Annotated in this window: 29 protein-coding genes; 28 read left to right on the forward strand and 1 reads right to left on the reverse strand. The window is 54.8% G+C overall.

The window, feature by feature from the left end:
• Nucleotides 1-11 precede the first annotated feature (11 nt).
• The 28 genes from rplD to bfr all read left to right on the forward strand — a co-directional run bounded on the left by rplD (nucleotide 12) and on the right by bfr (nucleotide 14924).
• Nucleotides 12-614 (forward strand): 50S ribosomal protein L4, encoded by a 603-nt coding sequence (rplD, locus tag PPTH39_RS06675; RefSeq protein ID WP_130871806.1) that lies wholly within the window; start codon nucleotides 12-14, stop codon nucleotides 612-614.
• Nucleotides 611-910, forward strand: a complete 300-nt coding sequence (gene rplW, locus PPTH39_RS06680) for a 50S ribosomal protein L23 (protein ID WP_003444375.1) — start codon at nucleotides 611-613, stop codon at nucleotides 908-910. Before rplD ends, rplW begins: the two co-directional genes overlap by 4 nt.
• 14 nt (nucleotides 911-924) lie before the next feature.
• Nucleotides 925-1749: a 50S ribosomal protein L2 gene (gene rplB, locus PPTH39_RS06685; protein WP_016779177.1), complete on the forward strand. Its 825-nt coding sequence runs from the start codon at nucleotides 925-927 to the stop codon at nucleotides 1747-1749.
• A gap of 16 nt (nucleotides 1750-1765) precedes the next feature.
• Complete coding sequence (gene rpsS, locus PPTH39_RS06690) at nucleotides 1766-2041, forward strand: 30S ribosomal protein S19 (RefSeq protein WP_003232420.1); 276 nt, start codon at nucleotides 1766-1768, stop codon at nucleotides 2039-2041.
• A gap of 13 nt (nucleotides 2042-2054) precedes the next feature.
• Nucleotides 2055-2387, forward strand: coding sequence for a 50S ribosomal protein L22 (gene rplV / locus PPTH39_RS06695; RefSeq protein ID WP_003444373.1), 333 nt, complete (start codon nucleotides 2055-2057; stop codon nucleotides 2385-2387).
• A 13-nt stretch (nucleotides 2388-2400) separates the two neighbouring features.
• Complete coding sequence (gene rpsC / locus PPTH39_RS06700) at nucleotides 2401-3087, forward strand: 30S ribosomal protein S3 (RefSeq protein WP_003176422.1); 687 nt, start codon at nucleotides 2401-2403, stop codon at nucleotides 3085-3087.
• 12 nt (nucleotides 3088-3099) lie between these two features.
• A complete protein-coding gene (gene rplP / locus PPTH39_RS06705) occupies nucleotides 3100-3513 on the forward strand; it encodes a 50S ribosomal protein L16 (protein ID WP_016779178.1) in 414 nt (137 codons plus the stop codon).
• Nucleotides 3513-3704: a 50S ribosomal protein L29 gene (rpmC, locus tag PPTH39_RS06710; RefSeq protein ID WP_003444371.1), complete on the forward strand. Its 192-nt coding sequence runs from the start codon at nucleotides 3513-3515 to the stop codon at nucleotides 3702-3704. Before rplP ends, rpmC begins: the two co-directional genes overlap by 1 nt.
• Before the next feature lie 2 nt (nucleotides 3705-3706).
• Nucleotides 3707-3973, forward strand: coding sequence for a 30S ribosomal protein S17 (gene rpsQ / locus PPTH39_RS06715; protein WP_003194644.1), 267 nt, complete (start codon nucleotides 3707-3709; stop codon nucleotides 3971-3973).
• A 23-nt stretch (nucleotides 3974-3996) separates the two neighbouring features.
• Nucleotides 3997-4365, forward strand: a complete 369-nt coding sequence (rplN, locus tag PPTH39_RS06720; protein WP_002555479.1) for a 50S ribosomal protein L14 — start codon at nucleotides 3997-3999, stop codon at nucleotides 4363-4365.
• Nucleotides 4366-4376: 11 nt separating this feature from the next.
• The gene (gene rplX, locus PPTH39_RS06725) at nucleotides 4377-4691 is read left to right on the forward strand and encodes a 50S ribosomal protein L24 (RefSeq protein ID WP_016779179.1); all 315 of its coding nucleotides are present in this window, start codon (nucleotides 4377-4379) and stop codon (nucleotides 4689-4691) included.
• Nucleotides 4692-4713: 22 nt separating this feature from the next.
• Entirely contained in the window at nucleotides 4714-5253 is a 540-nt protein-coding gene (gene rplE / locus PPTH39_RS06730) for a 50S ribosomal protein L5 (protein WP_003444368.1), read from the forward strand.
• A gap of 13 nt (nucleotides 5254-5266) precedes the next feature.
• Nucleotides 5267-5572: a 30S ribosomal protein S14 gene (rpsN, locus tag PPTH39_RS06735; RefSeq protein ID WP_003444367.1), complete on the forward strand. Its 306-nt coding sequence runs from the start codon at nucleotides 5267-5269 to the stop codon at nucleotides 5570-5572.
• A 211-nt stretch (nucleotides 5573-5783) separates the two neighbouring features.
• Nucleotides 5784-6176 carry a 30S ribosomal protein S8 gene (gene rpsH, locus PPTH39_RS06740; RefSeq protein ID WP_003444366.1) on the forward strand — a complete coding sequence of 131 codons (393 nt, stop codon included), beginning with the start codon at nucleotides 5784-5786 and terminating at the stop codon, nucleotides 6174-6176.
• Between the two features lie 12 nt (nucleotides 6177-6188).
• Complete coding sequence (gene rplF / locus PPTH39_RS06745; RefSeq protein WP_016779180.1) at nucleotides 6189-6722, forward strand: 50S ribosomal protein L6; 534 nt, start codon at nucleotides 6189-6191, stop codon at nucleotides 6720-6722.
• A gap of 10 nt (nucleotides 6723-6732) precedes the next feature.
• Nucleotides 6733-7083: a 50S ribosomal protein L18 gene (gene rplR / locus PPTH39_RS06750; RefSeq protein ID WP_016779181.1), complete on the forward strand. Its 351-nt coding sequence runs from the start codon at nucleotides 6733-6735 to the stop codon at nucleotides 7081-7083.
• A 3-nt stretch (nucleotides 7084-7086) separates the two neighbouring features.
• The gene (gene rpsE, locus PPTH39_RS06755) at nucleotides 7087-7587 is read left to right on the forward strand and encodes a 30S ribosomal protein S5 (protein WP_003186035.1); all 501 of its coding nucleotides are present in this window, start codon (nucleotides 7087-7089) and stop codon (nucleotides 7585-7587) included.
• A gap of 2 nt (nucleotides 7588-7589) precedes the next feature.
• Nucleotides 7590-7766 (forward strand): 50S ribosomal protein L30, encoded by a 177-nt coding sequence (rpmD, locus tag PPTH39_RS06760; RefSeq protein WP_003186033.1) that lies wholly within the window; start codon nucleotides 7590-7592, stop codon nucleotides 7764-7766.
• 3 nt (nucleotides 7767-7769) lie between these two features.
• Nucleotides 7770-8207 (forward strand): 50S ribosomal protein L15, encoded by a 438-nt coding sequence (gene rplO, locus PPTH39_RS06765; RefSeq protein ID WP_016779182.1) that lies wholly within the window; start codon nucleotides 7770-7772, stop codon nucleotides 8205-8207.
• Nucleotides 8208-9536 (forward strand): preprotein translocase subunit SecY, encoded by a 1329-nt coding sequence (gene secY, locus PPTH39_RS06770; RefSeq protein WP_003444361.1) that lies wholly within the window; start codon nucleotides 8208-8210, stop codon nucleotides 9534-9536.
• Between the two features lie 32 nt (nucleotides 9537-9568).
• Nucleotides 9569-9685, forward strand: a complete 117-nt coding sequence (gene rpmJ / locus PPTH39_RS06775) for a 50S ribosomal protein L36 (RefSeq protein ID WP_002555468.1) — start codon at nucleotides 9569-9571, stop codon at nucleotides 9683-9685.
• A 129-nt stretch (nucleotides 9686-9814) separates the two neighbouring features.
• Nucleotides 9815-10171, forward strand: a complete 357-nt coding sequence (rpsM, locus tag PPTH39_RS06780; protein ID WP_016779184.1) for a 30S ribosomal protein S13 — start codon at nucleotides 9815-9817, stop codon at nucleotides 10169-10171.
• Nucleotides 10172-10201: 30 nt separating this feature from the next.
• Nucleotides 10202-10591 (forward strand): 30S ribosomal protein S11, encoded by a 390-nt coding sequence (gene rpsK / locus PPTH39_RS06785; protein ID WP_007924177.1) that lies wholly within the window; start codon nucleotides 10202-10204, stop codon nucleotides 10589-10591.
• A gap of 17 nt (nucleotides 10592-10608) precedes the next feature.
• The gene (gene rpsD, locus PPTH39_RS06790) at nucleotides 10609-11229 is read left to right on the forward strand and encodes a 30S ribosomal protein S4 (protein WP_003444359.1); all 621 of its coding nucleotides are present in this window, start codon (nucleotides 10609-10611) and stop codon (nucleotides 11227-11229) included.
• A 22-nt stretch (nucleotides 11230-11251) separates the two neighbouring features.
• Nucleotides 11252-12253, forward strand: a complete 1002-nt coding sequence (locus PPTH39_RS06795; protein ID WP_003176403.1) for a DNA-directed RNA polymerase subunit alpha — start codon at nucleotides 11252-11254, stop codon at nucleotides 12251-12253.
• A 42-nt stretch (nucleotides 12254-12295) separates the two neighbouring features.
• Nucleotides 12296-12682, forward strand: a complete 387-nt coding sequence (gene rplQ / locus PPTH39_RS06800) for a 50S ribosomal protein L17 (RefSeq protein ID WP_016779185.1) — start codon at nucleotides 12296-12298, stop codon at nucleotides 12680-12682.
• A 173-nt stretch (nucleotides 12683-12855) separates the two neighbouring features.
• Nucleotides 12856-14304, forward strand: coding sequence for a catalase (locus PPTH39_RS06805; protein WP_130871807.1), 1449 nt, complete (start codon nucleotides 12856-12858; stop codon nucleotides 14302-14304).
• A gap of 155 nt (nucleotides 14305-14459) precedes the next feature.
• Nucleotides 14460-14924: a bacterioferritin gene (gene bfr / locus PPTH39_RS06810; RefSeq protein WP_016779187.1), complete on the forward strand. Its 465-nt coding sequence runs from the start codon at nucleotides 14460-14462 to the stop codon at nucleotides 14922-14924.
• A gap of 181 nt (nucleotides 14925-15105) precedes the next feature.
• Here bfr and uvrA read toward each other — a convergent pair whose 3' ends face one another.
• Nucleotides 15106-17940: an excinuclease ABC subunit UvrA gene (uvrA, locus tag PPTH39_RS06815; protein ID WP_094999498.1), complete on the reverse strand. Its 2835-nt coding sequence runs from the start codon at nucleotides 17938-17940 to the stop codon at nucleotides 15106-15108.
• Between the last annotated feature and the right edge of the window lie 164 nt (nucleotides 17941-18104).

Raw genomic sequence — 18104 nt, forward strand, 5'->3', positions numbered from 1 at the left:
GGGAAGCTGACATGCAATTAAATGTAAATGACGCTCAAGCGATCGAAGTTTCCGAACTGACTTTCGGCGGCGAATTCAACGAGACGCTGGTTCACCAAGCAGTCGTGGCCTACATGGCCGGCGGCCGTCAAGGTAGCAAGCAGCAAAAGACCCGTTCCGACGTTCGTGGTGGCGGTAAGCGCCCTTGGCGTCAGAAAGGTACTGGCCGTGCTCGTGCCGGTACTATCCGTAGCCCAATCTGGCGTGGCGGCGGTACCACTTTCGCAGCTCGTCCACAGGATCACTCCCAGAAGCTGAACAAGAAGATGTATCGCGCAGCAATGCGTTCCATCCTTGCTGAGCTGGTGCGTACTGATCGTCTGGTCGTGGTTCAGGACTTCGCTGTTGAAGCGCCGAAAACCAAAGATCTGCTCAGCAAGCTGAATGGCATGGGTCTGACTGATGTCCTGATCGTGTCTGAAGGTGTTGATCAGAACCTGTACCTGGCTGCTCGTAACCTGCCACACGTTGATGTACGTGACGTGCAAGGTTCCGATCCAGTTAGTCTGATCGCATACGACAAGGTGTTGATCACCGTGTCGGCCGTGAAGAAATTCGAGGAGCTGCTGGGATGAACCAGGAACGCGTATTTAAAGTTCTGCTTGGCCCGCACGTTTCCGAGAAGGCTACGGTTCTGGCAGACAAGAAAGGCCAGTTCGTTTTCAAGGTTGCTACCGATGCAACCAAGCTGGAAATCAAGAAGGCCGTCGAAAGCCTGTTCAGCGTGAAAGTTGAGCGTGTTACTACCCTGAACGTTCTGGGTAAGAGCAAGCGCACCGCTCGCGGCGTGGGCAAGCGTAATGACTGGAAGAAGGCAGTAATCTCCCTTCAGCCAGGCCAAGATCTCGATTTCAGCAGCAGTGCTGAGTAAGGAAGGGGTGCATCATGGCAATCGTTAAATGCAAACCGACTTCCCCTGGCCGCCGTCATGTGGTCAAGGTGGTCAACCAGGAGCTGCATAAAGGCGCTCCTCACGCACCGCTGCTCGAGAAGAAATCGAAGTCTGGTGGTCGTAACAACAATGGCCGTATTACCACTCGTCACATCGGTGGTGGTCATAAGCAGCATTACCGTATGGTCGACTTCCGTCGCAACGACAAAGATGGCATTCCAGCCACTGTTGAGCGTATCGAATACGATCCAAACCGTACTGCTCACATCGCTCTGATGCTGTACGCAGACGGCGAGCGCCGCTACATCATTGCCCCTAAAGGCGTGAGTGCTGGCGACCAGCTGATTTCGGGTGCTTTGGCCCCAATCAAGCCGGGTAACTCGTTGCAACTGCGCAGCATTCCAGTTGGTAGCACCGTACACGGCATCGAATTGAAGCCGGGTAAAGGCGCGCAAATCGCACGTTCCGCTGGTGCTTCGGCTCAGCTGGTCGCTCGTGATGGTGTCTATGTGACCCTGCGTCTGCGCTCTGGTGAAATGCGTAAAGTACTGGCTGAATGCCGTGCGACCCTGGGTGAAGTCTCGAACTCCGAGCACAGCCTGCGTTCGCTGGGTAAAGCTGGTGCCAAACGCTGGCGTGGCGTTCGCCCAACCGTTCGTGGTGTTGCCATGAACCCGGTTGACCACCCACATGGTGGTGGTGAAGGTCGTACCTCTGGTGGTCGTCATCCGGTATCGCCATGGGGCTTCCCGACTAAGGGCGCGAAGACTCGTGGTAATAAGCGTACCGACAAAATGATCGTCCGTCGTCGCAAGTAAATAGAGGGATACGACAGTGCCACGTTCTCTGAAAAAAGGTCCTTTTATTGATCTTCACCTACTGAAGAAGATCGAAGTGGCGGCGGAAAAGAACGATCGCAAACCGGTGAAAACCTGGTCGCGTCGTTCGATGATCCTGCCACAAATGGTCGGTCTGACCATCGCTGTGCATAACGGTCGTCTTCATGTCCCAGTTCTCGTGAACGAAGACATGGTTGGCCATAAACTAGGCGAGTTTGCCGGTACCCGCACTTATCGTGGGCACGTGGCAGACAAGAAAGCCAAGCGTTAAGGGGTAAGGAACGATGGAAGTAGCCGCTAAGTTGTCGGGCGCTCGAATCTCCGCCCAGAAAGCCCGCTTGGTCGCCGACCAGATCCGCGGGAAGAAGGTGGGCGAAGCGCTCAACCTGTTGGCTTTCAGCAACAAGAAAGCCGCCGAGATCATCAAGAAAGTGCTGGAGTCGGCCGTAGCCAACGCCGAGCATAACGAAGGCGCAGACGTTGACGACTTGAAAGTCGCCACCGTTTTCGTCAACGAAGGGCGTTCGCTGAAGCGCATCATGCCGCGTGCCAAAGGCCGCGCTGATCGCATCGTCAAGCGGTCTTGCCATATCACTGTCAAGGTTGCTGACAAGTAACGGAGTCGAAGAGATGGGTCAGAAAGTACATCCCATTGGCATTCGCCTGGGAATCGTCAAGGAGCACACCTCCGTCTGGTACGCAGACGGCCGGACTTATGCGGACTACTTGTTCGCTGATCTGAAGGTGCGTGAATACCTCCAAGACAAACTAAAAAGCGCGTCCGTAAGCCGTATCGATATCCATCGTCCGGCCCAAACTGCACGTATCACCATCCACACCGCTCGTCCAGGTATCGTTATCGGGAAGAAAGGTGAAGATGTTGAGAAACTGCGTCAGGACCTGACCAAGCAAATGGGTGTGCCTGTGCACATCAATATCGAAGAGATCCGCAAGCCGGAACTCGACGGTATGCTGGTTGCGCAGAGCGTAGCTCAGCAGCTGGAGCGTCGTGTAATGTTCCGTCGCGCGATGAAACGCGCTGTACAGAACGCTATGCGCATTGGTGCCAAAGGCATCAAAATCCAAGTGAGCGGTCGTCTCGGCGGTGCTGAAATCGCACGTACTGAATGGTATCGCGAAGGTCGTGTGCCATTGCACACCCTGCGTGCCGACATCGACTATGCCAACTACGAAGCTCACACCACTTACGGTGTGATCGGTGTAAAGGTTTGGATCTTCAAAGGCGAAGTAATTGGTGGTCGCCAAGAAGAACTGAAGCCACAAGCACCAGCGCCTCGTAAAAAAGCTGCTAAGTAAGGGGTACGCCAAATGTTACAACCTAAGCGTACGAAGTTCCGCAAGCAAATGACTGGCCACAACCGTGGCTTGGCATTGCGCGGTAGCAAAGTCAGCTTCGGCGAATACGCGCTGAAGTCTGTTGCTCGTGGTCGTCTCACCGCTCGTCAGATCGAATCAGCGCGTCGTGCACTGACCCGTCACGTTAAGCGTGGCGGCAAGATCTGGATCCGTGTATTCCCGGACAAGCCTATTTCCAAAAAGCCCCTAGAAGTTCGTATGGGTAAAGGTAAGGGTAACGTGGAATATTGGGTTGCCCAGATTCAGCCAGGCAAAGTCCTGTATGAAATCGAGGGTGTTACTGAAGAGCTGGCGCGTGAGGCTTTCGCCCTGGCTGCTGCAAAGCTGCCGCTCGCCACCTCCTTTGTTAAACGGACGGTGATGTGATGAAAGCGAATGAACTTCGTGAAAAATCCGCACAGCAGCTGAACGAGCAACTGCTCGGCTTGCTGCGCGACCAGTTCAATCTGCGTATGCAGAAAGCAACTGGCCAGTTGGGGCAGTCGCATCTGCTCTCGCAAGTTAAGCGTGACATCGCTCGCGTGAAGACTGTGCTCAAACAGCAGGCAGGTAAGTAATCATGGCTGAAGCCGAAAAGACTGTCCGTACGCTGACTGGCCGTGTTGTCAGCGACAAGATGGACAAAACCATCACCGTTCTGATCGAGCGTCGCGTTAAGCACCCGATCTACGGTAAATACGTTAAGCGTTCGACTAAGCTGCACGCGCACGACGAAACCAATCAGTGCCACATCGGCGACAAAGTCACTATTCGTGAAACTCGTCCGATGGCCAAGACCAAGTCTTGGGCACTGGTTGATGTTCTCGAACGCGCTGTGGAAGTCTAAGGACTAGGGGTCGGAGAAATTATATGATTCAGACTCAATCCATGCTCGATGTGGCCGATAACAGCGGCGCACGCCGCGTTATGTGCATCAAGGTGCTGGGTGGCTCCCATCGTCGTTACGCTGGTATCGGTGACATCATCAAAGTTACCGTGAAGGAAGCAATTCCTCGCGGTAAAGTGAAAAAAGGCCAAGTGATGACTGCTGTTGTAGTCCGCACTCGTCACGGCGTACGTCGTGCTGATGGCTCCATTATCCGCTTTGATGGCAACGCTGCTGTTCTTCTGAACAACAAGCAAGAGCCGATCGGCACCCGTATCTTTGGGCCAGTGACCCGTGAACTTCGTACTGAGAAGTTCATGAAGATCGTCTCGCTCGCCCCAGAAGTGCTGTAAGGAGATCCGACATGCAAAAGATTCGTCGTGACGACGAGATCATCGTGATCGCCGGCAAAGACAAAGGTAAGCGCGGTAAGGTGCTTAAGGTTCTCGCTAACAACCGTTTGGTTATTGGCGGTCTGAACCTGGTTAAGCGTCATACCAAGCCTAACCCGATGTCGGGCGTACAAGGCGGTATCGTCGAGAAAGAAGCTCCACTGGACGCTTCTAACGTGGCCATCTTCAACAGCGAAACCAGCAAAGCAGATCGCGTTGGTTTCAAAGTAGAAGAAGGCAAAAAAATTCGTGTCTTCAAGTCGACCCAAAAAGCGGTTGATGCTTGAACACTGCTAGGTAGATGAGACCATGGCACGACTAAAAGAGATTTACCGGAAGGAAATCGCTCCGAAACTTAAGGAAGAACTTAAGCTTTCGAACGTGATGGAAGTTCCGCGCGTTACCAAAATCACCCTGAACATGGGTTTGGGCGAAGCGATCGGTGATAAGAAAATCATCGAGCACGCTGTAGCTGATTTGGAAAAAATCACGGGTCAAAAATGTGTAGTGACCTACGCTCGCAAGTCCATCGCAGGCTTCAAAGTTCGCGAAGGCTGGCCGATCGGCGTTAAGGTTACTCTGCGCCGTGAGCGTATGTACGAATTCCTGGATCGTCTGCTGTCGATCTCCCTGCCTCGGGTACGCGACTTCCGCGGCCTGAATGCCAAGTCCTTCGATGGTCGTGGTAACTACAGCATGGGCGTAAAAGAGCAGATCATCTTCCCGGAAATCGACTACGACAAAATCGATGCTCTCCGCGGTCTGGACATTACCCTGACCACCACTGCTCGGACAGATGATGAAGGTCGCGCCTTGCTGCGTGCTTTCAAATTCCCGTTCCGCAACTGATTGGAGTAGGACCATGGCTAAGATGAGCATGAAAAACCGCGAGCTGAAACGTCAGCTCACGGTTGCCAAGTTCGCCAAGAAGCGTGCAGCACTGAAAGCTATCATCGTGGATCTGAACGCAAGTCCAGAAGCACGTTGGGAAGCTCAAGTTGCTCTGCAGAAGCAGCCACGTGACGCAAGCGCTGCGCGCATGCGTAACCGCTGCCGCCTGACTGGCCGTCCGCATGGTGTTTACCGCAAGTTCGGCCTTGGCCGTAACAAATTGCGTGAAGCAGCAATGCGTGGCGACGTACCAGGTCTGGTTAAAGCCAGCTGGTAAGGCGCACAGGCAAAGTTACCCCTGTCAGGGTTGCAAGATCCTGACAGCCGGTGACCTTGAATATGAATCAAGCCCCTATTGGGGCTTGATTCATTTCTGGCGTGTGTCTAGAATGACCGGCTCGCCTGAGCCCGTGCTTTTTAAGCATTGAGTACTCGGCGACAGTTGTAGCCGCAAGGCTAATTCTTTTTGTATCAGGAGCGTCTAGCCCATGAGTATGCAGGACCCGTTAGCGGACATGCTAACTCGAATCCGTAATGCCCAGATGGCTGAAAAGTCCGTCGTAAGCATGCCATCTTCCACGTTGAAGGTAGCTGTAGCCAAAGTTCTCAAAGACGAAGGTTACATCGCGGATTATCAGATCAGCAGCGAAATCAAGCCACTGCTGTCTATCGAGCTGAAGTACTTCGAAGGCCGTTCGGTTATCGAAGAAGTTAAGCGCGTTAGCCGTCCAGGCCTGCGTCAGTACAAGTCCTCCGAAGATCTGCCGAAAGTTCGTGGCGGTCTGGGTGTGTCTATCGTCTCCACCAGCAAAGGTGTGATGACGGATCGTGCTGCGCGCGCTGCCGGTGTCGGCGGCGAAGTTCTTTGCACTGTGTTCTAAGGGGGGATAAGCATGTCACGCGTCGCTAAGAACCCCGTTAAGCTGCCAGCTGGTGTCGAAGTAAAATTCGCCGGCCAACAGCTTTCGGTGAAGGGTGCCAAGGGTACTCTAGAACTGAACATCCATTCGTCCGTTGAGATTGTTGAAGAAGCTGGTGAGCTGCGTTTCGCTGCTCGCAATGGCGATCAACAAACTCGCGCAATGGCTGGTACCACTCGTGCGTTGGTAAACAACATGGTCCAAGGCGTAAGCCAAGGCTTCGAGCGCAAGCTCCAGCTGGTCGGTGTTGGTTACAAAGCGCAAGCAAAAGGCACAGTGCTGAACCTGGCTCTTGGCTTCTCGCACCCAGTGGATTACGAGTTGCCGGAAGGCATCACCGCTGAGACTCCTAGCCAAACCGATATCCTGATCAAGGGTATTGATAAGCAGCTGGTAGGTCAGGTGGCCGCTGAGATCCGCGGTTTCCGTCCGCCAGAGCCTTATAAAGGCAAGGGTGTACGTTACGCGGACGAAGTCGTCCGTCGTAAAGAAGCCAAGAAGAAGTAGGGCATAGCAAATGACCGACAAAAAAGTTACTCGCCTGCGCCGCGCTCGCAAAGCACGTCTGAAAATGCACGAACTCGAAGTCGTGCGTCTCTGCGTGTTCCGCTCGGCACAGCACATATACGCCCAGGTCATCTCGGCCGACGGCAGCAAAGTCCTGGCAAGCGCCTCGACTTTGGACAAAGAACTGCGTGATGGTGCCACTGGCAACATCGACGCGGCCACAAAGGTTGGCCAGCTGGTCGCTACGCGTGCAAAAGCCGCTGGCGTCTCGCAGGTGGCTTTCGACCGCTCTGGCTTCAAGTACCACGGCCGCGTGAAAGCGCTGGCTGAGGCTGCTCGTGAAGCTGGGCTGGAGTTCTAAGTTATGTCAAATAACGACCAAAAGCGCGACGAAGGCTACATTGAGAAGCTGGTTCAAGTTAACCGCGTAGCCAAAACCGTTAAAGGCGGCCGTATCTTCACTTTCACCGCGTTGACCGTGGTTGGTGATGGTAAAGGGCGCGTTGGCTTCGGCCGTGGCAAGTCACGTGAAGTGCCTGCTGCGATCCAGAAGGCAATGGAAGCTGCTCGCCGCAACATGATTCAAGTGGACCTTAACGGCACCACTCTGCAGTACGCCATGAAATCCGCCCACGGCGCTTCCAAGGTTTACATGCAGCCTGCTTCTGAAGGTACCGGTATCATCGCTGGCGGCGCTATGCGTGCTGTCCTCGAAGTTGCTGGCGTTCAGAACGTACTGGCCAAGTGCTACGGCTCGACTAACCCGGTAAACGTGGTTCACGCCACTTTCAAAGGTTTGAAAGCTATGCAATCTCCTGAATCTATTGCCGCCAAGCGTGGCAAAAGCGTCAAGGAGATCTTCTGATCATGGCTACCGTTAAAGTAACGCTGATCAAAAGCATGACCGGCCGTATCCCTAACCACAAACTGTGCGTTAAGGGTCTGGGTCTGCGTCGCATCGGTCACACTGTAGAAGTACTTGATACTCCCGAGAATCGCGGGATGATCAACAAGGCTTACTACATGCTGCGTGTAGAGGGTTAATCGATGAAACTCAATGATCTGAGTCCAGCGCCGGGTTCCCGTCGCGAAAAGCATCGTCCGGGCCGTGGTATCGGTAGTGGTTTGGGTAAGACTGGTGGCCGTGGTCACAAAGGTCAGACCTCCCGCTCCGGTGGCACCATTGCTCCAGGCTTTGAAGGCGGTCAACAGCCGCTGCATCGCCGTCTGCCTAAGTTCGGTTTCGTATCCCTGAAAGCCATGGATCGCGCAGAAGTGCGTTTGTCCGAGCTGGCTAAAGTGGAAGGCGACATCGTAACTGTGCAGACCCTGAAAGATGCCAACGTGATCAACGTCAACGTACTGCGTGTGAAAATCATGCTGTCCGGTGAAGTGACTCGCGCTGTCACAATCGGCAAGGGAATCGGCGCCACCAAAGGTGCGCGTTCGGCTATCGAAGCAGCTGGCGGCAAGTTCGAGGAATAAATGGCTAAGCAAGGTGCTCTCTCAGCGCTCAGCAAAGGCGGGTTATCCGAGCTCTGGGCTCGACTGCGTTTTCTATTCCTGGCGATTATCGTCTACCGGATAGGCGCACACATCCCAGTTCCAGGTATCAACCCGGACCGGCTGGCGGACCTGTTTCGACAGAATGAGGGGACCATACTTAGCTTGTTCAACATGTTTTCCGGCGGCGCGCTGGAGCGGATGAGTATTTTTGCGCTGGGGATCATGCCGTACATTTCGGCATCGATCATCATGCAGCTTATGTCCGCTGTCAGCCCGCAACTGGAGCAGTTGAAGAAGGAAGGTGAAGCTGGCCGTCGCAAGATTAGCCAGTACACCCGCTACCTCACTGTCGCTCTTGCTCTTGTCCAGGCTATTGGCATGTCCATTGGTCTGGCAGGGCAAGGCGTAGCGTTCACTGGTGACCTGGGCTTCCATTTCGTTGCAGTAACCACGTTTGTGGCGGGTGCAATGTTCATGATGTGGCTGGGTGAGCAGATTACTGAGCGTGGTGTTGGCAACGGTATCTCGATGTTGATTTTTTCGGGTATCGTCGCCGGTCTTCCGAGAGCAATCGGGCAGTCTTTCGAGTCTGCACGTCAGGGCGATATCAATATCTTCGCTCTGGTTGCTATCGGTTTGCTGGCAGTAGCGATTATCGGTTTTGTGGTGTTCATTGAGCGTGGCCAGCGTCGTATTGCTGTTCACTACGCCAAGCGTCAGCAGGGCCGCAAGGTGTTTGCTGCGCAGACTAGCCACCTACCGCTGAAAGTGAATATGGCCGGTGTTATCCCGGCTATTTTTGCGAGCAGCATTTTGCTGTTCCCGGCTTCGCTGGGTGCCTGGTTCGGTCAGTCTGAAGGTATGGGCTGGTTGCAGGACATCTCGCAGTCGATCGCTCCTGGTCAGCCGTTGAATATTCTGCTGTTTAGTGCAGGGATTATTTTCTTCTGCTTCTTCTATACGGCGTTGATGTTCAATCCGAAAGACGTAGCGGAAAACCTGAAGAAGTCCGGTGCCTTTATTCCGGGTATCCGTCCAGGTGAGCAGTCGGCACGCTATATTGATGGCGTTTTGACTCGTTTGACTCTGTTCGGTGCTCTTTATATGACGGCCGTGTGCCTGTTGCCCCAGTTCCTGGTGGTTGCGGCAAACGTTCCGTTCTACCTTGGCGGGACCTCGTTGCTGATCGTTGTTGTGGTTGTTATGGACTTCATGTCCCAAGTACAATCGCACCTCGTTTCGCACCAGTACGAATCCCTGATGAAGAAAGCCAACCTGAAGGGCTACGGCAGCGGCATGCTCCGCTGAAGTACTACCCCGTAAGGTGAGAGGAGTTGGTGATGAAAGTTCGTGCATCGGTGAAAAAGCTGTGCCGTAACTGCAAGATTATTCGCCGCGAAGGTGTTGTTCGGGTAATTTGCAGCGCGGAACCACGTCACAAACAGCGCCAAGGCTGAGTGTGATCTGTTTGAAGCCCAGCAGCTAGTGCGCTGCTGGGTTGATTATTTGTTATTACAGCGATATTATCTCGCGCCCTATTTCTTGGCTTCCGGGGCGTAGGTAGCTGTCAATTGGAGTCCCACTGAATGGCCCGTATTGCAGGCGTTAACATTCCAGATAACAAGCACACTGTTATCTCGCTGACCTACATCTATGGTGTTGGTCGCACTACCTCACAGAAAATCTGTGCGGATGCTGGTGTAAACCCAGCCGCTAAGATCAAGGATCTGAGCGACGAGCAGATTGAGTTGCTGCGTGGCGAAGTGGCGAAGTTCACCACTGAAGGTGACCTGCGTCGTGAAGTCAACATGAAAATCAAACGCTTGATGGACCTGGGCTGCTACCGCGGTCTGCGCCATCGTCGTGGTCTTCCAGTGCGCGGTCAGCGTACCAAGACCAACGCGCGTACTCGCAAAGGTCCGCGTAAGCCGATCCGCAAGTAATCGCACCAGCGAATCGACAGGAATTTAGTCATGGCAAAACCTGCTGCTCGTCCTCGTAAAAAAATTAAAAAGACAGTGGTTGATGGCATCGCCCACATCCACGCGTCTTTCAACAACACCATCGTGACCATCACGGATCGTCAGGGTAACGCGCTTTCTTGGGCTACCTCTGGTGGTTCGGGTTTCCGCGGTTCACGCAAGTCCACGCCGTTCGCTGCTCAAGTAGCTGCTGAACGTGCTGGTCAAGCTGCGCTGGAATATGGCCTGAAAAACCTTGACGTTAACGTCAAGGGCCCAGGTCCAGGTCGTGAGTCCGCTGTCCGTGCTTTGAACGGCTGTGGCTATAAGATCGCCAGCATCACCGACGTGACGCCAATCCCGCACAACGGGTGCCGTCCGCCGAAGAAGCGCCGCGTGTAATCAGGAGACTGTAAAGAATGGCTCGTTACATTGGTCCAAAATGCAAACTGGCACGTCGTGAAGGCACTGATCTCTTCCTGAAGAGTGGTGTGCGCGCTATCGAATCGAAGTGCAATATTGAAGCTGCTCCAGGCATCCACGGCCAACGCCGCGGTCGCCAATCCGACTACGGTACCCAACTGCGTGAAAAGCAGAAGGTCCGTCGTATCTACGGCGTTCTCGAGCGTCAGTTCAGCGGCTACTACAAACAAGCTGCTGGCAAAAAAGGTGCAACCGGTGAAAACCTGCTGCAACTGCTCGAATGCCGCCTGGATAACGTCGTATACCGTATGGGTTTCGGTTCTACTCGTGCCGAATCTCGTCAGTTGGTATCGCACAAGTCGATCAGCGTTAACGGTCAGACCGTAAACGTTCCGTCCTACCAGGTTCGTGCTGGTGACGTGGTCGCTATCCGCGAGAAAGCAAAGAACCAGCTTCGCATTGTCCAAGCTCTCGATCTGTGTGCCCAACGTGGCCGCGTAGAATGGGTAGAAGTAGACACTGAGAAGAAGTCGGGCGTTTTCAAGAACGTTCCTGCTCGCAGTGATCTGTCCGCCGACATCAACGAAAGCCTGATTGTCGAGCTCTACTCCAAGTAAGGGCTAGAAAATAGGTGCATCCATGCAGATTTCGGTAAATGAGTTCCTGACACCTCGCCATATTGATGTGCAAGTTGTCAGTCCAACCCGCGCTAAAATCACTCTCGAGCCTCTCGAGCGTGGTTTTGGCCACACCCTGGGCAACGCGCTGCGCCGCATCCTGTTGTCCTCAATGCCAGGCTGTGCAGTAGTCGAGGCCGAGATTGACGGTGTGCTCCACGAGTACAGCGCCATCGAAGGTGTACAGGAAGACGTAATTGAAATCCTGTTGAACCTTAAAGGTCTGGCTATCAAGCTGCACGGCCGTGACGAAGTTACGCTGACCTTGTCGAAGAAGGGTTCGGGGGTGGTTACCGCTGCCGATATTCAGCTGGATCATGATGTCGAGATCGTTAATCCCGATCACGTAATCGCCAACCTGGCGTCTAACGGCGCCTTGAACATGAAGCTCACCGTAGCTCGTGGTCGTGGTTATGAACCAGCAGACTCGCGTCAGAGCGATGAAGACGAAAGCCGCAGCATTGGTCGCTTGCAGCTGGATTCTTCGTTCAGCCCGGTTCGCCGTATCGCATACGTGGTGGAAAACGCCCGTGTCGAGCAGCGCACCAACCTGGACAAGCTGGTTATTGATCTGGAAACCAACGGTACACTGGATCCTGAAGAGGCCATTCGTCGTGCTGCAACCATCCTGCAACAGCAGTTGGCTGCATTCGTCGACCTCAAAGGTGACAGCGAGCCAGTGGTAATCGAGCAGGAAGACGAGATCGATCCGATCCTGCTTCGTCCTGTTGACGATCTGGAACTGACCGTGCGTTCGGCCAACTGCCTTAAGGCGGAGAACATTTACTACATCGGTGACCTGATTCAGCGCACCGAAGTAGAACTGTTGAAGACTCCGAACCTGGGCAAGAAATCCTTGACTGAAATCAAGGACGTTCTGGCCTCCCGTGGTCTGTCCCTCGGCATGCGCCTCGACAACTGGCCGCCTGCAAGTCTTAAGAAGGACGACAAGGCGACTGCCTGATCGTCGTAATCACCGAACGTTGTGTTTGGTAAGGAATGAACCATGCGTCATCGTAAAAGTGGTCGTCACCTGAGCCGCACTAGCTCGCACCGCAAGGCTATGTTTCAAAACATGGCAGTGTCGTTGTTCGAGCACGAGCTGATCAAAACGACTCTGCCGAAAGCCAAAGAATTGCGTCGCGTTGCTGAGCCGCTGATTACTCTGGCCAAGATTGATTCTGTTGCTAACCGCCGTCTGGCCTTCGACCGTACTCGTTCGAAAGCCATGGTTGGTAAGCTGTTCAACGATCTGGGCAAGCGTTATGCAACTCGTGAGGGTGGCTACCTGCGCATCCTCAAGTGCGGTTTCCGCGCTGGCGACAACGCGCCTATGGCGTACGTCGAGTTGGTTGATCGTCCAGTTGGCGGTGAAGCTGTATCCGCTGAGTAAGACGTCAGTCTCTACAAAGAACCGGGCCTAGTGCCCGGTTTTTTGTGCGCGTTCGATTATGATTATCTATTGATTCTCATCATTTAATGCATTTGCCCATGTGTAATTCATGGTCAATACTCCTCGTCAGCCGATTAGCCGGCAGTACAAAGACTGACTGAGGAAGCAAACATATGAGCCAGACCAAAACGCTTACAACCGCCAGCGGCGCTCCAGTTGCGGATAACCAGAATTCTCGTTCTGCCGGTCCTCGTGGCCCATTGCTGCTTGACGATTTTCATCTGATCGAAAAGCTCGCGCACTTCAACCGTGAAAACATTCCTGAGCGTCGCGTACACGCCAAGGGTTCAGGCGCCCATGGCACTTTCACCCTGACCCGTGACATGGCTCAGTACAGCAGTGCCAAGCTGTTTGACACCATCGGCAAGCAAACCCCCACTTTTCTGCGCTTCTCAACGGTAGGTGGCGAGCGCGGCTCGGCAGATACCGAGCGTGATCCACGTGGCTTTGCCCTCAAGTTCTACACCGAGGAAGGTAACTGGGACATCGTCGGTAATAACACCCCTGTATTCTTCATTCGCGACCCGTTGAAGTTTCCCGACTTTATCCACACCCAAAAACGCCTCCCGCAAAGCAACCTGAAAAGCGCACAGATGATGTGGGACTTCTGGTCGCACTCCCCTGAGTCGCTGCACCAGGTCACCATCCTGTTTTCCGATCGCGGCATTCCAGATGGTTACCGCCATATGCATGGCTTTGGCAGCCACACGTACAGCCTGATCAATGCTGCGGGTGAGCGTCACTGGGTCAAGTGGCATTACAAAACCAAGCAGGGCATCAAGAACCTGCCGCCTGAAGAGGCTGCGCGCCTTGCCGGTACCGACCCGGATTACGCACAGCGTGACTTGTTTGGCGCCATCGAACGCGGTGACTTTCCGAAATGGCGCGTATGCATGCAGGTCATGACTGAAGCTCAGGCTGCAGCCCACTATGAGAACCCGTTTGACGTGACCAAGACCTGGTCGCAGAAAGAGTTCCCGCTGATTGAAATCGGTGAGCTGGAGCTGAACCGCAACCCGCTGAACTACTTTGCCGAAGTGGAGCAGGCTGCGTTCGGGCCAAGCAATATGATCCCGGGTGTGGGCCTGTCGCCTGACCGCATGCTGCAAGGCCGTGTGTTCGCGTATGCCGATGCCCATCGCTACCGTGTAGGCACCAACCACCAGCACCTGCCGATCAACTCACCACGGGTACCTGTGCATAACTATCAGCGTGATGGCTCTATGGCCTTCGGCAACAATGGTGGTGCTGCACCGAACTATGAGCCGAACAGCTATGGCGACGCGCCAAAACAAGCACCGCAATATGCTGAGCCGCCATTGGCCCTCAGTGGTGCAGCTGATCGTTACGATCATCGTGTAGACAGCGATTACTACAGCCACGCCGGTGCCCTGTTCCGACTGATGAACGACGAGCAGAAAGCCCTGCTGATCAACAATATTGCAGGGGCTATGGAGGGTGTGACGGGGGATGTCGTCGAGCGTCAGCTGCAGCATTTCTACAATGCTGATCAGGCTTATGGTGATGGTGTTGCCAAGGCGTTGGGTGTACAGCGTAACTAACTCTAAGTGAGAAGCAGAACCGCCCTCAATTGGGCGGTTTTTGCGTTATTTAACCTTGTTTTCTCTGAAAAACAGGGTTTTTATTGCGATTTAGCCGTGACCTCTCAGTCGGCTTGGTTCAAACTACAGCCTTTCAAGCAGGGAGATGTAAGGCAATGCAAGGCCACCCGGATGTAATCGATTATCTCAATACGTTGCTGACCGGCGAGTTGGCTGCGCGTGACCAATATTTCGTCCATTCCCGTATGTACGAGGATTGGGGTTTCACCAAGCTTTACGAGCGTATCAACCACGAGATGGAGGAAGAGGCACAACACGCTGATGCGTTGATGCGCCGGATTCTGATGCTCGAGGGTACGCCGCGCATGCGCCCTGACGACCTGGATGTGGGTACTACGGTGCCTGAGATGTTCGCTGCCGACCTGCGCCTGGAATATAAAGTCCGTGCCGCGCTGTGCAAAGGCATCGCCCTGTGCGAACTGCACAAGGACTACGTGAGCCGTGACATGTTGCGTGTTCAGCTGGCAGACACCGAAGAAGACCACACCTACTGGCTGGAAAAACAGCTGGGCCTGATCAAGTCGATCGGCTTGCAGAACTACCTGCAATCGCAGTTCTGATCCAGGGAAGCTGAGATGCTTTTGGTGGGAGCGTGGCTTGCCCGCGATGCAGGCAACACGGTCTGGCTTGTGTGTCGCGGCGTTACCTTCGCGAGCAAGCCCGCTCCCACAAGAGCTTGATTTGCGCTCAGTAAAAAGCCCCTGCCATCTCACGATGGCAGGGGCTTTTTCGTACCGCGATTTAAGCCTTGTCGCGAATCAACAGTGGCTTCAGGTAGAAGCCCGTGTGTGATTGCTTCATCTCGGCTACTTCTTCCGGTGTACCGGTAGCAATGATCTGCCCGCCCTTGGAACCCCCCTCAGGGCCGAGATCCACCAGCCAGTCAGCGGTCTTGATCACGTCCAGGTTGTGTTCGATCACTACCACGGTGTTGCCATGGTCGCGAAGACGATGCAGCACATCCAGCAACTGCTGGATGTCAGCAAAGTGCAAACCGGTAGTAGGCTCATCGAGGATATACAAGGTCTTGCCTGTATCGCGCTTGGACAGCTCACGGGACAACTTGACCCGTTGCGCCTCACCGCCTGACAGCGTGGTGGCGGATTGTCCTAGCTTGATATAGGACAAGCCTACATCCATCAGCGTTTGCAGCTTACGCGCCAGTGCAGGCACGGCATCGAAGAACACTCGCGCTTCTTCGATGGTCATTTCCAGCACTTCGTGGATGCTCTTGCCCTTGTATTTGATCTCAAGGGTTTCACGGTTGTAACGCTTGCTTTTGCACACATCGCAAGGCACATAGATGTCCGGCAGAAAGTGCATTTCTACCTTGATCAGGCCATCACCCTGACAGGCCTCGCAGCGTCCGCCCTTTACGTTGAAAGAGAAACGCCCCGGGCCGTAACCGCGCGAGCGCGACTCGGGCACACCCGAGAACAACTCGCGGATTGGCGTAAACAACCCGGTGTAGGTCGCAGGGTTGGAGCGCGGCGTACGGCCAATCGGGCTTTGGTCGATATCGACGACCTTGTCCAGATGCTCAAGCCCCTTGATGCTGTCGTGCGCCGCCGCTTCCAGCGTGGTCGCGCCATTCAGTGCCGTGGCGCTGAGCGGGTAGAGTGTGTTGTTGATCAGGGTCGACTTGCCCGAACCGGAAACTCCGGTCACACAGGTCAAAAGACCGATCGGTATCTCCAGGTCAACGTTGCGCAAGTTATTGCCGCGAGCACCCTTGAGCGACAGTGTCAGCTTCTTGTTGCGCGGTGTGCGCTTGGCGGGTACGGCAATCTTCACACGCCCCGACAGGTATTTGCCTGTCAGTGAATCAGGGTGAGCCATCACCTCGGCCGGTGTACCTTCAGCAACAATATGACCGCCATGCACGCCAGCACCAGGGCCGATATCCACCACATAGTCCGCCAGGCGTATGGCGTCTTCGTCGTGCTCCACCACAATCACGGTGTTACCGATATCACGCAGATGCTTGAGGGTGCCCAGCAGGCGATCGTTATCGCGCTGATGCAGGCCGATGGAGGGCTCGTCGAGGATATACAGCACGCCAACCAGGCCTGCACCAATCTGACTGGCCAGACGAATACGCTGGGCTTCACCGCCTGACAGGGTATCGGCACTACGGTCCAGCGACAGATAGTCCAGCCCCACATTCACCAGGAACTGCAGGCGCTCGCGAATTTCCTTAAGGATTTTGTCAGCGATTTCGCCACGGCGTCCGCTCAGGCTCAGCGTGCTGAAGTATTCGGTTGCATCACCGATAGGCATGCTGGTGACCGCGGGCAGGGTTTTTTCGCCGACCCATACATGACGGGCTTCGCGACGCAGTCGGGTACCCCGGCAATCCGGGCAGGACTGGGTGCTGAGGAACTTGGCCAGTTCTTCGCGCACGGTGGCCGACTCGGTTTCGCGATAACGGCGTTCCAGGTTTGGCACGATGCCTTCGAACGGGTGAGCACGCTTGACGATATCGCCACGATCATTCAGATAGCGGAAATCCACGTTTTGCGTGCCGCTGCCATAGAGGATCACCTTTTGCTTGTCGGCCGGCAGCTCGCTGAACGGCACTTCAAGGCTGAAGTCGTAATGCTTGGCCAACGCCCCGAGCATCTGGAAGTAATAAACGTTGCGCCTGTCCCAACCGCGGATCGCGCCTTCGGCCAGCGTCAGCTCGCCATTGACCAGGCGCTTGATATCGAAGAACTGCTTGACCCCCAGACCATCGCAGGTCGGGCATGCACCTGCCGGGTTGTTGAAGGAAAACAGCTTGGGTTCCAGCTCGCTGATCGCATGGCCGCAAATCGGGCAGGCGAAGCGCGCGGAAAAGATTATTTCTTCGCCCGGCTCATCGTCCATCGGCGCAACCAGGGCAATGCCATCAGCCAGTTTCAGCGCTGTCTCGAAAGACTCGGCCAGGCGCTGCTGCAGATCGGCACGCACTTTAAAGCGGTCAACCACCACATCAATGCTGTGCTTTTTCTGTTTGTCGAGCTTGGGCAGTTCGTCCAGCTCGCAAAGCTTGCCGTTGACCCGGGCGCGAACAAAACCCTGGGCGCGCAGTTCTTCAAATACTGAAAGGTGTTCGCCCTTACGCTCGCGGATCACCGGCGCCAGCAGCATCAGCTTGCTGCCTTCGGGCTGGGCCAGTACCAGGTCGACCATTTGGCTGACGGTCTGGGCTTCCAGAGGAATGTCGTGATCCGGGCAGCGCGGGATACCTACGCGGGCATACAGCAGGCGCAGGTAGTCGTAGATTTCGGTGATGGTGCCGACCGTGGAGCGCGGGTTGTGCGAGGTCGATTTTTGCTCGATGGAAATCGCCGGCGACAGACCCTCGATGGTATCGACGTCAGGCTTTTCCATCATCGACAGGAACTGCCGCGCATAGGCTGACAACGACTCGACATAACGGCGCTGGCCTTCGGCATACAGCGTGTCAAACGCGAGGGATGATTTGCCGGAGCCAGACAGTCCGGTGATAACGATCAGTTTGTCCCTTGGCAGGGTCAGGTCGATGTTCTTCAGGTTGTGGGTTCGTGCCCCACGTATCAGGATCTTGTCCACTGCGGCCTCGCTTGGCGGGCATAACGTAAACGAATGAGTATACGGATCTGTGCGAAAGCTGTGCAGGCCCTTGATGGCACACTGTCATTCAAGCAGCCTTTATAACTTTTGCGTGACAAAGCGTCGCGTCTCTCTCGTGTATGTGCTGTTAGACGATGGGACTG

The organism is Pseudomonas bubulae, from assembly GCF_900618535.1.
In the GTDB taxonomy this organism is placed as follows: Bacteria; Pseudomonadota; Gammaproteobacteria; order Pseudomonadales; family Pseudomonadaceae; genus Aquipseudomonas; species Aquipseudomonas bubulae.

Coding starts and splice junctions, on each gene's coding strand:
- rplE (WP_003444368.1), top strand. CDS start 4,714: ATGGCACGACTAAAAGAGATTTACCGGAAGGAAATCGCTCCGAAACTT.
- rpsE (WP_003186035.1), top strand. CDS start 7,087: ATGTCAAATAACGACCAAAAGCGCGACGAAGGCTACATTGAGAAGCTG.
- rplR (WP_016779181.1), top strand. CDS start 6,733: ATGACCGACAAAAAAGTTACTCGCCTGCGCCGCGCTCGCAAAGCACGT.
- rplV (WP_003444373.1), top strand. CDS start 2,055: ATGGAAGTAGCCGCTAAGTTGTCGGGCGCTCGAATCTCCGCCCAGAAA.
- rplW (WP_003444375.1), top strand. CDS start 611: ATGAACCAGGAACGCGTATTTAAAGTTCTGCTTGGCCCGCACGTTTCC.
- rpmC (WP_003444371.1), top strand. CDS start 3,513: ATGAAAGCGAATGAACTTCGTGAAAAATCCGCACAGCAGCTGAACGAG.
- rpsM (WP_016779184.1), top strand. CDS start 9,815: ATGGCCCGTATTGCAGGCGTTAACATTCCAGATAACAAGCACACTGTT.
- rpmD (WP_003186033.1), top strand. CDS start 7,590: ATGGCTACCGTTAAAGTAACGCTGATCAAAAGCATGACCGGCCGTATC.
- rpsQ (WP_003194644.1), top strand. CDS start 3,707: ATGGCTGAAGCCGAAAAGACTGTCCGTACGCTGACTGGCCGTGTTGTC.
- PPTH39_RS06805 (WP_130871807.1), top strand. CDS start 12,856: ATGAGCCAGACCAAAACGCTTACAACCGCCAGCGGCGCTCCAGTTGCG.
- rplF (WP_016779180.1), top strand. CDS start 6,189: ATGTCACGCGTCGCTAAGAACCCCGTTAAGCTGCCAGCTGGTGTCGAA.
- rplQ (WP_016779185.1), top strand. CDS start 12,296: ATGCGTCATCGTAAAAGTGGTCGTCACCTGAGCCGCACTAGCTCGCAC.
- rplD (WP_130871806.1), top strand. CDS start 12: ATGCAATTAAATGTAAATGACGCTCAAGCGATCGAAGTTTCCGAACTG.
- rpsD (WP_003444359.1), top strand. CDS start 10,609: ATGGCTCGTTACATTGGTCCAAAATGCAAACTGGCACGTCGTGAAGGC.
- rplB (WP_016779177.1), top strand. CDS start 925: ATGGCAATCGTTAAATGCAAACCGACTTCCCCTGGCCGCCGTCATGTG.
- rpsC (WP_003176422.1), top strand. CDS start 2,401: ATGGGTCAGAAAGTACATCCCATTGGCATTCGCCTGGGAATCGTCAAG.
- rpsK (WP_007924177.1), top strand. CDS start 10,202: ATGGCAAAACCTGCTGCTCGTCCTCGTAAAAAAATTAAAAAGACAGTG.
- rpsN (WP_003444367.1), top strand. CDS start 5,267: ATGGCTAAGATGAGCATGAAAAACCGCGAGCTGAAACGTCAGCTCACG.
- rpsH (WP_003444366.1), top strand. CDS start 5,784: ATGAGTATGCAGGACCCGTTAGCGGACATGCTAACTCGAATCCGTAAT.
- PPTH39_RS06795 (WP_003176403.1), top strand. CDS start 11,252: ATGCAGATTTCGGTAAATGAGTTCCTGACACCTCGCCATATTGATGTG.
- secY (WP_003444361.1), top strand. CDS start 8,208: ATGGCTAAGCAAGGTGCTCTCTCAGCGCTCAGCAAAGGCGGGTTATCC.
- rplP (WP_016779178.1), top strand. CDS start 3,100: ATGTTACAACCTAAGCGTACGAAGTTCCGCAAGCAAATGACTGGCCAC.
- rpmJ (WP_002555468.1), top strand. CDS start 9,569: ATGAAAGTTCGTGCATCGGTGAAAAAGCTGTGCCGTAACTGCAAGATT.
- rplN (WP_002555479.1), top strand. CDS start 3,997: ATGATTCAGACTCAATCCATGCTCGATGTGGCCGATAACAGCGGCGCA.
- rplX (WP_016779179.1), top strand. CDS start 4,377: ATGCAAAAGATTCGTCGTGACGACGAGATCATCGTGATCGCCGGCAAA.
- bfr (WP_016779187.1), top strand. CDS start 14,460: ATGCAAGGCCACCCGGATGTAATCGATTATCTCAATACGTTGCTGACC.
- rplO (WP_016779182.1), top strand. CDS start 7,770: ATGAAACTCAATGATCTGAGTCCAGCGCCGGGTTCCCGTCGCGAAAAG.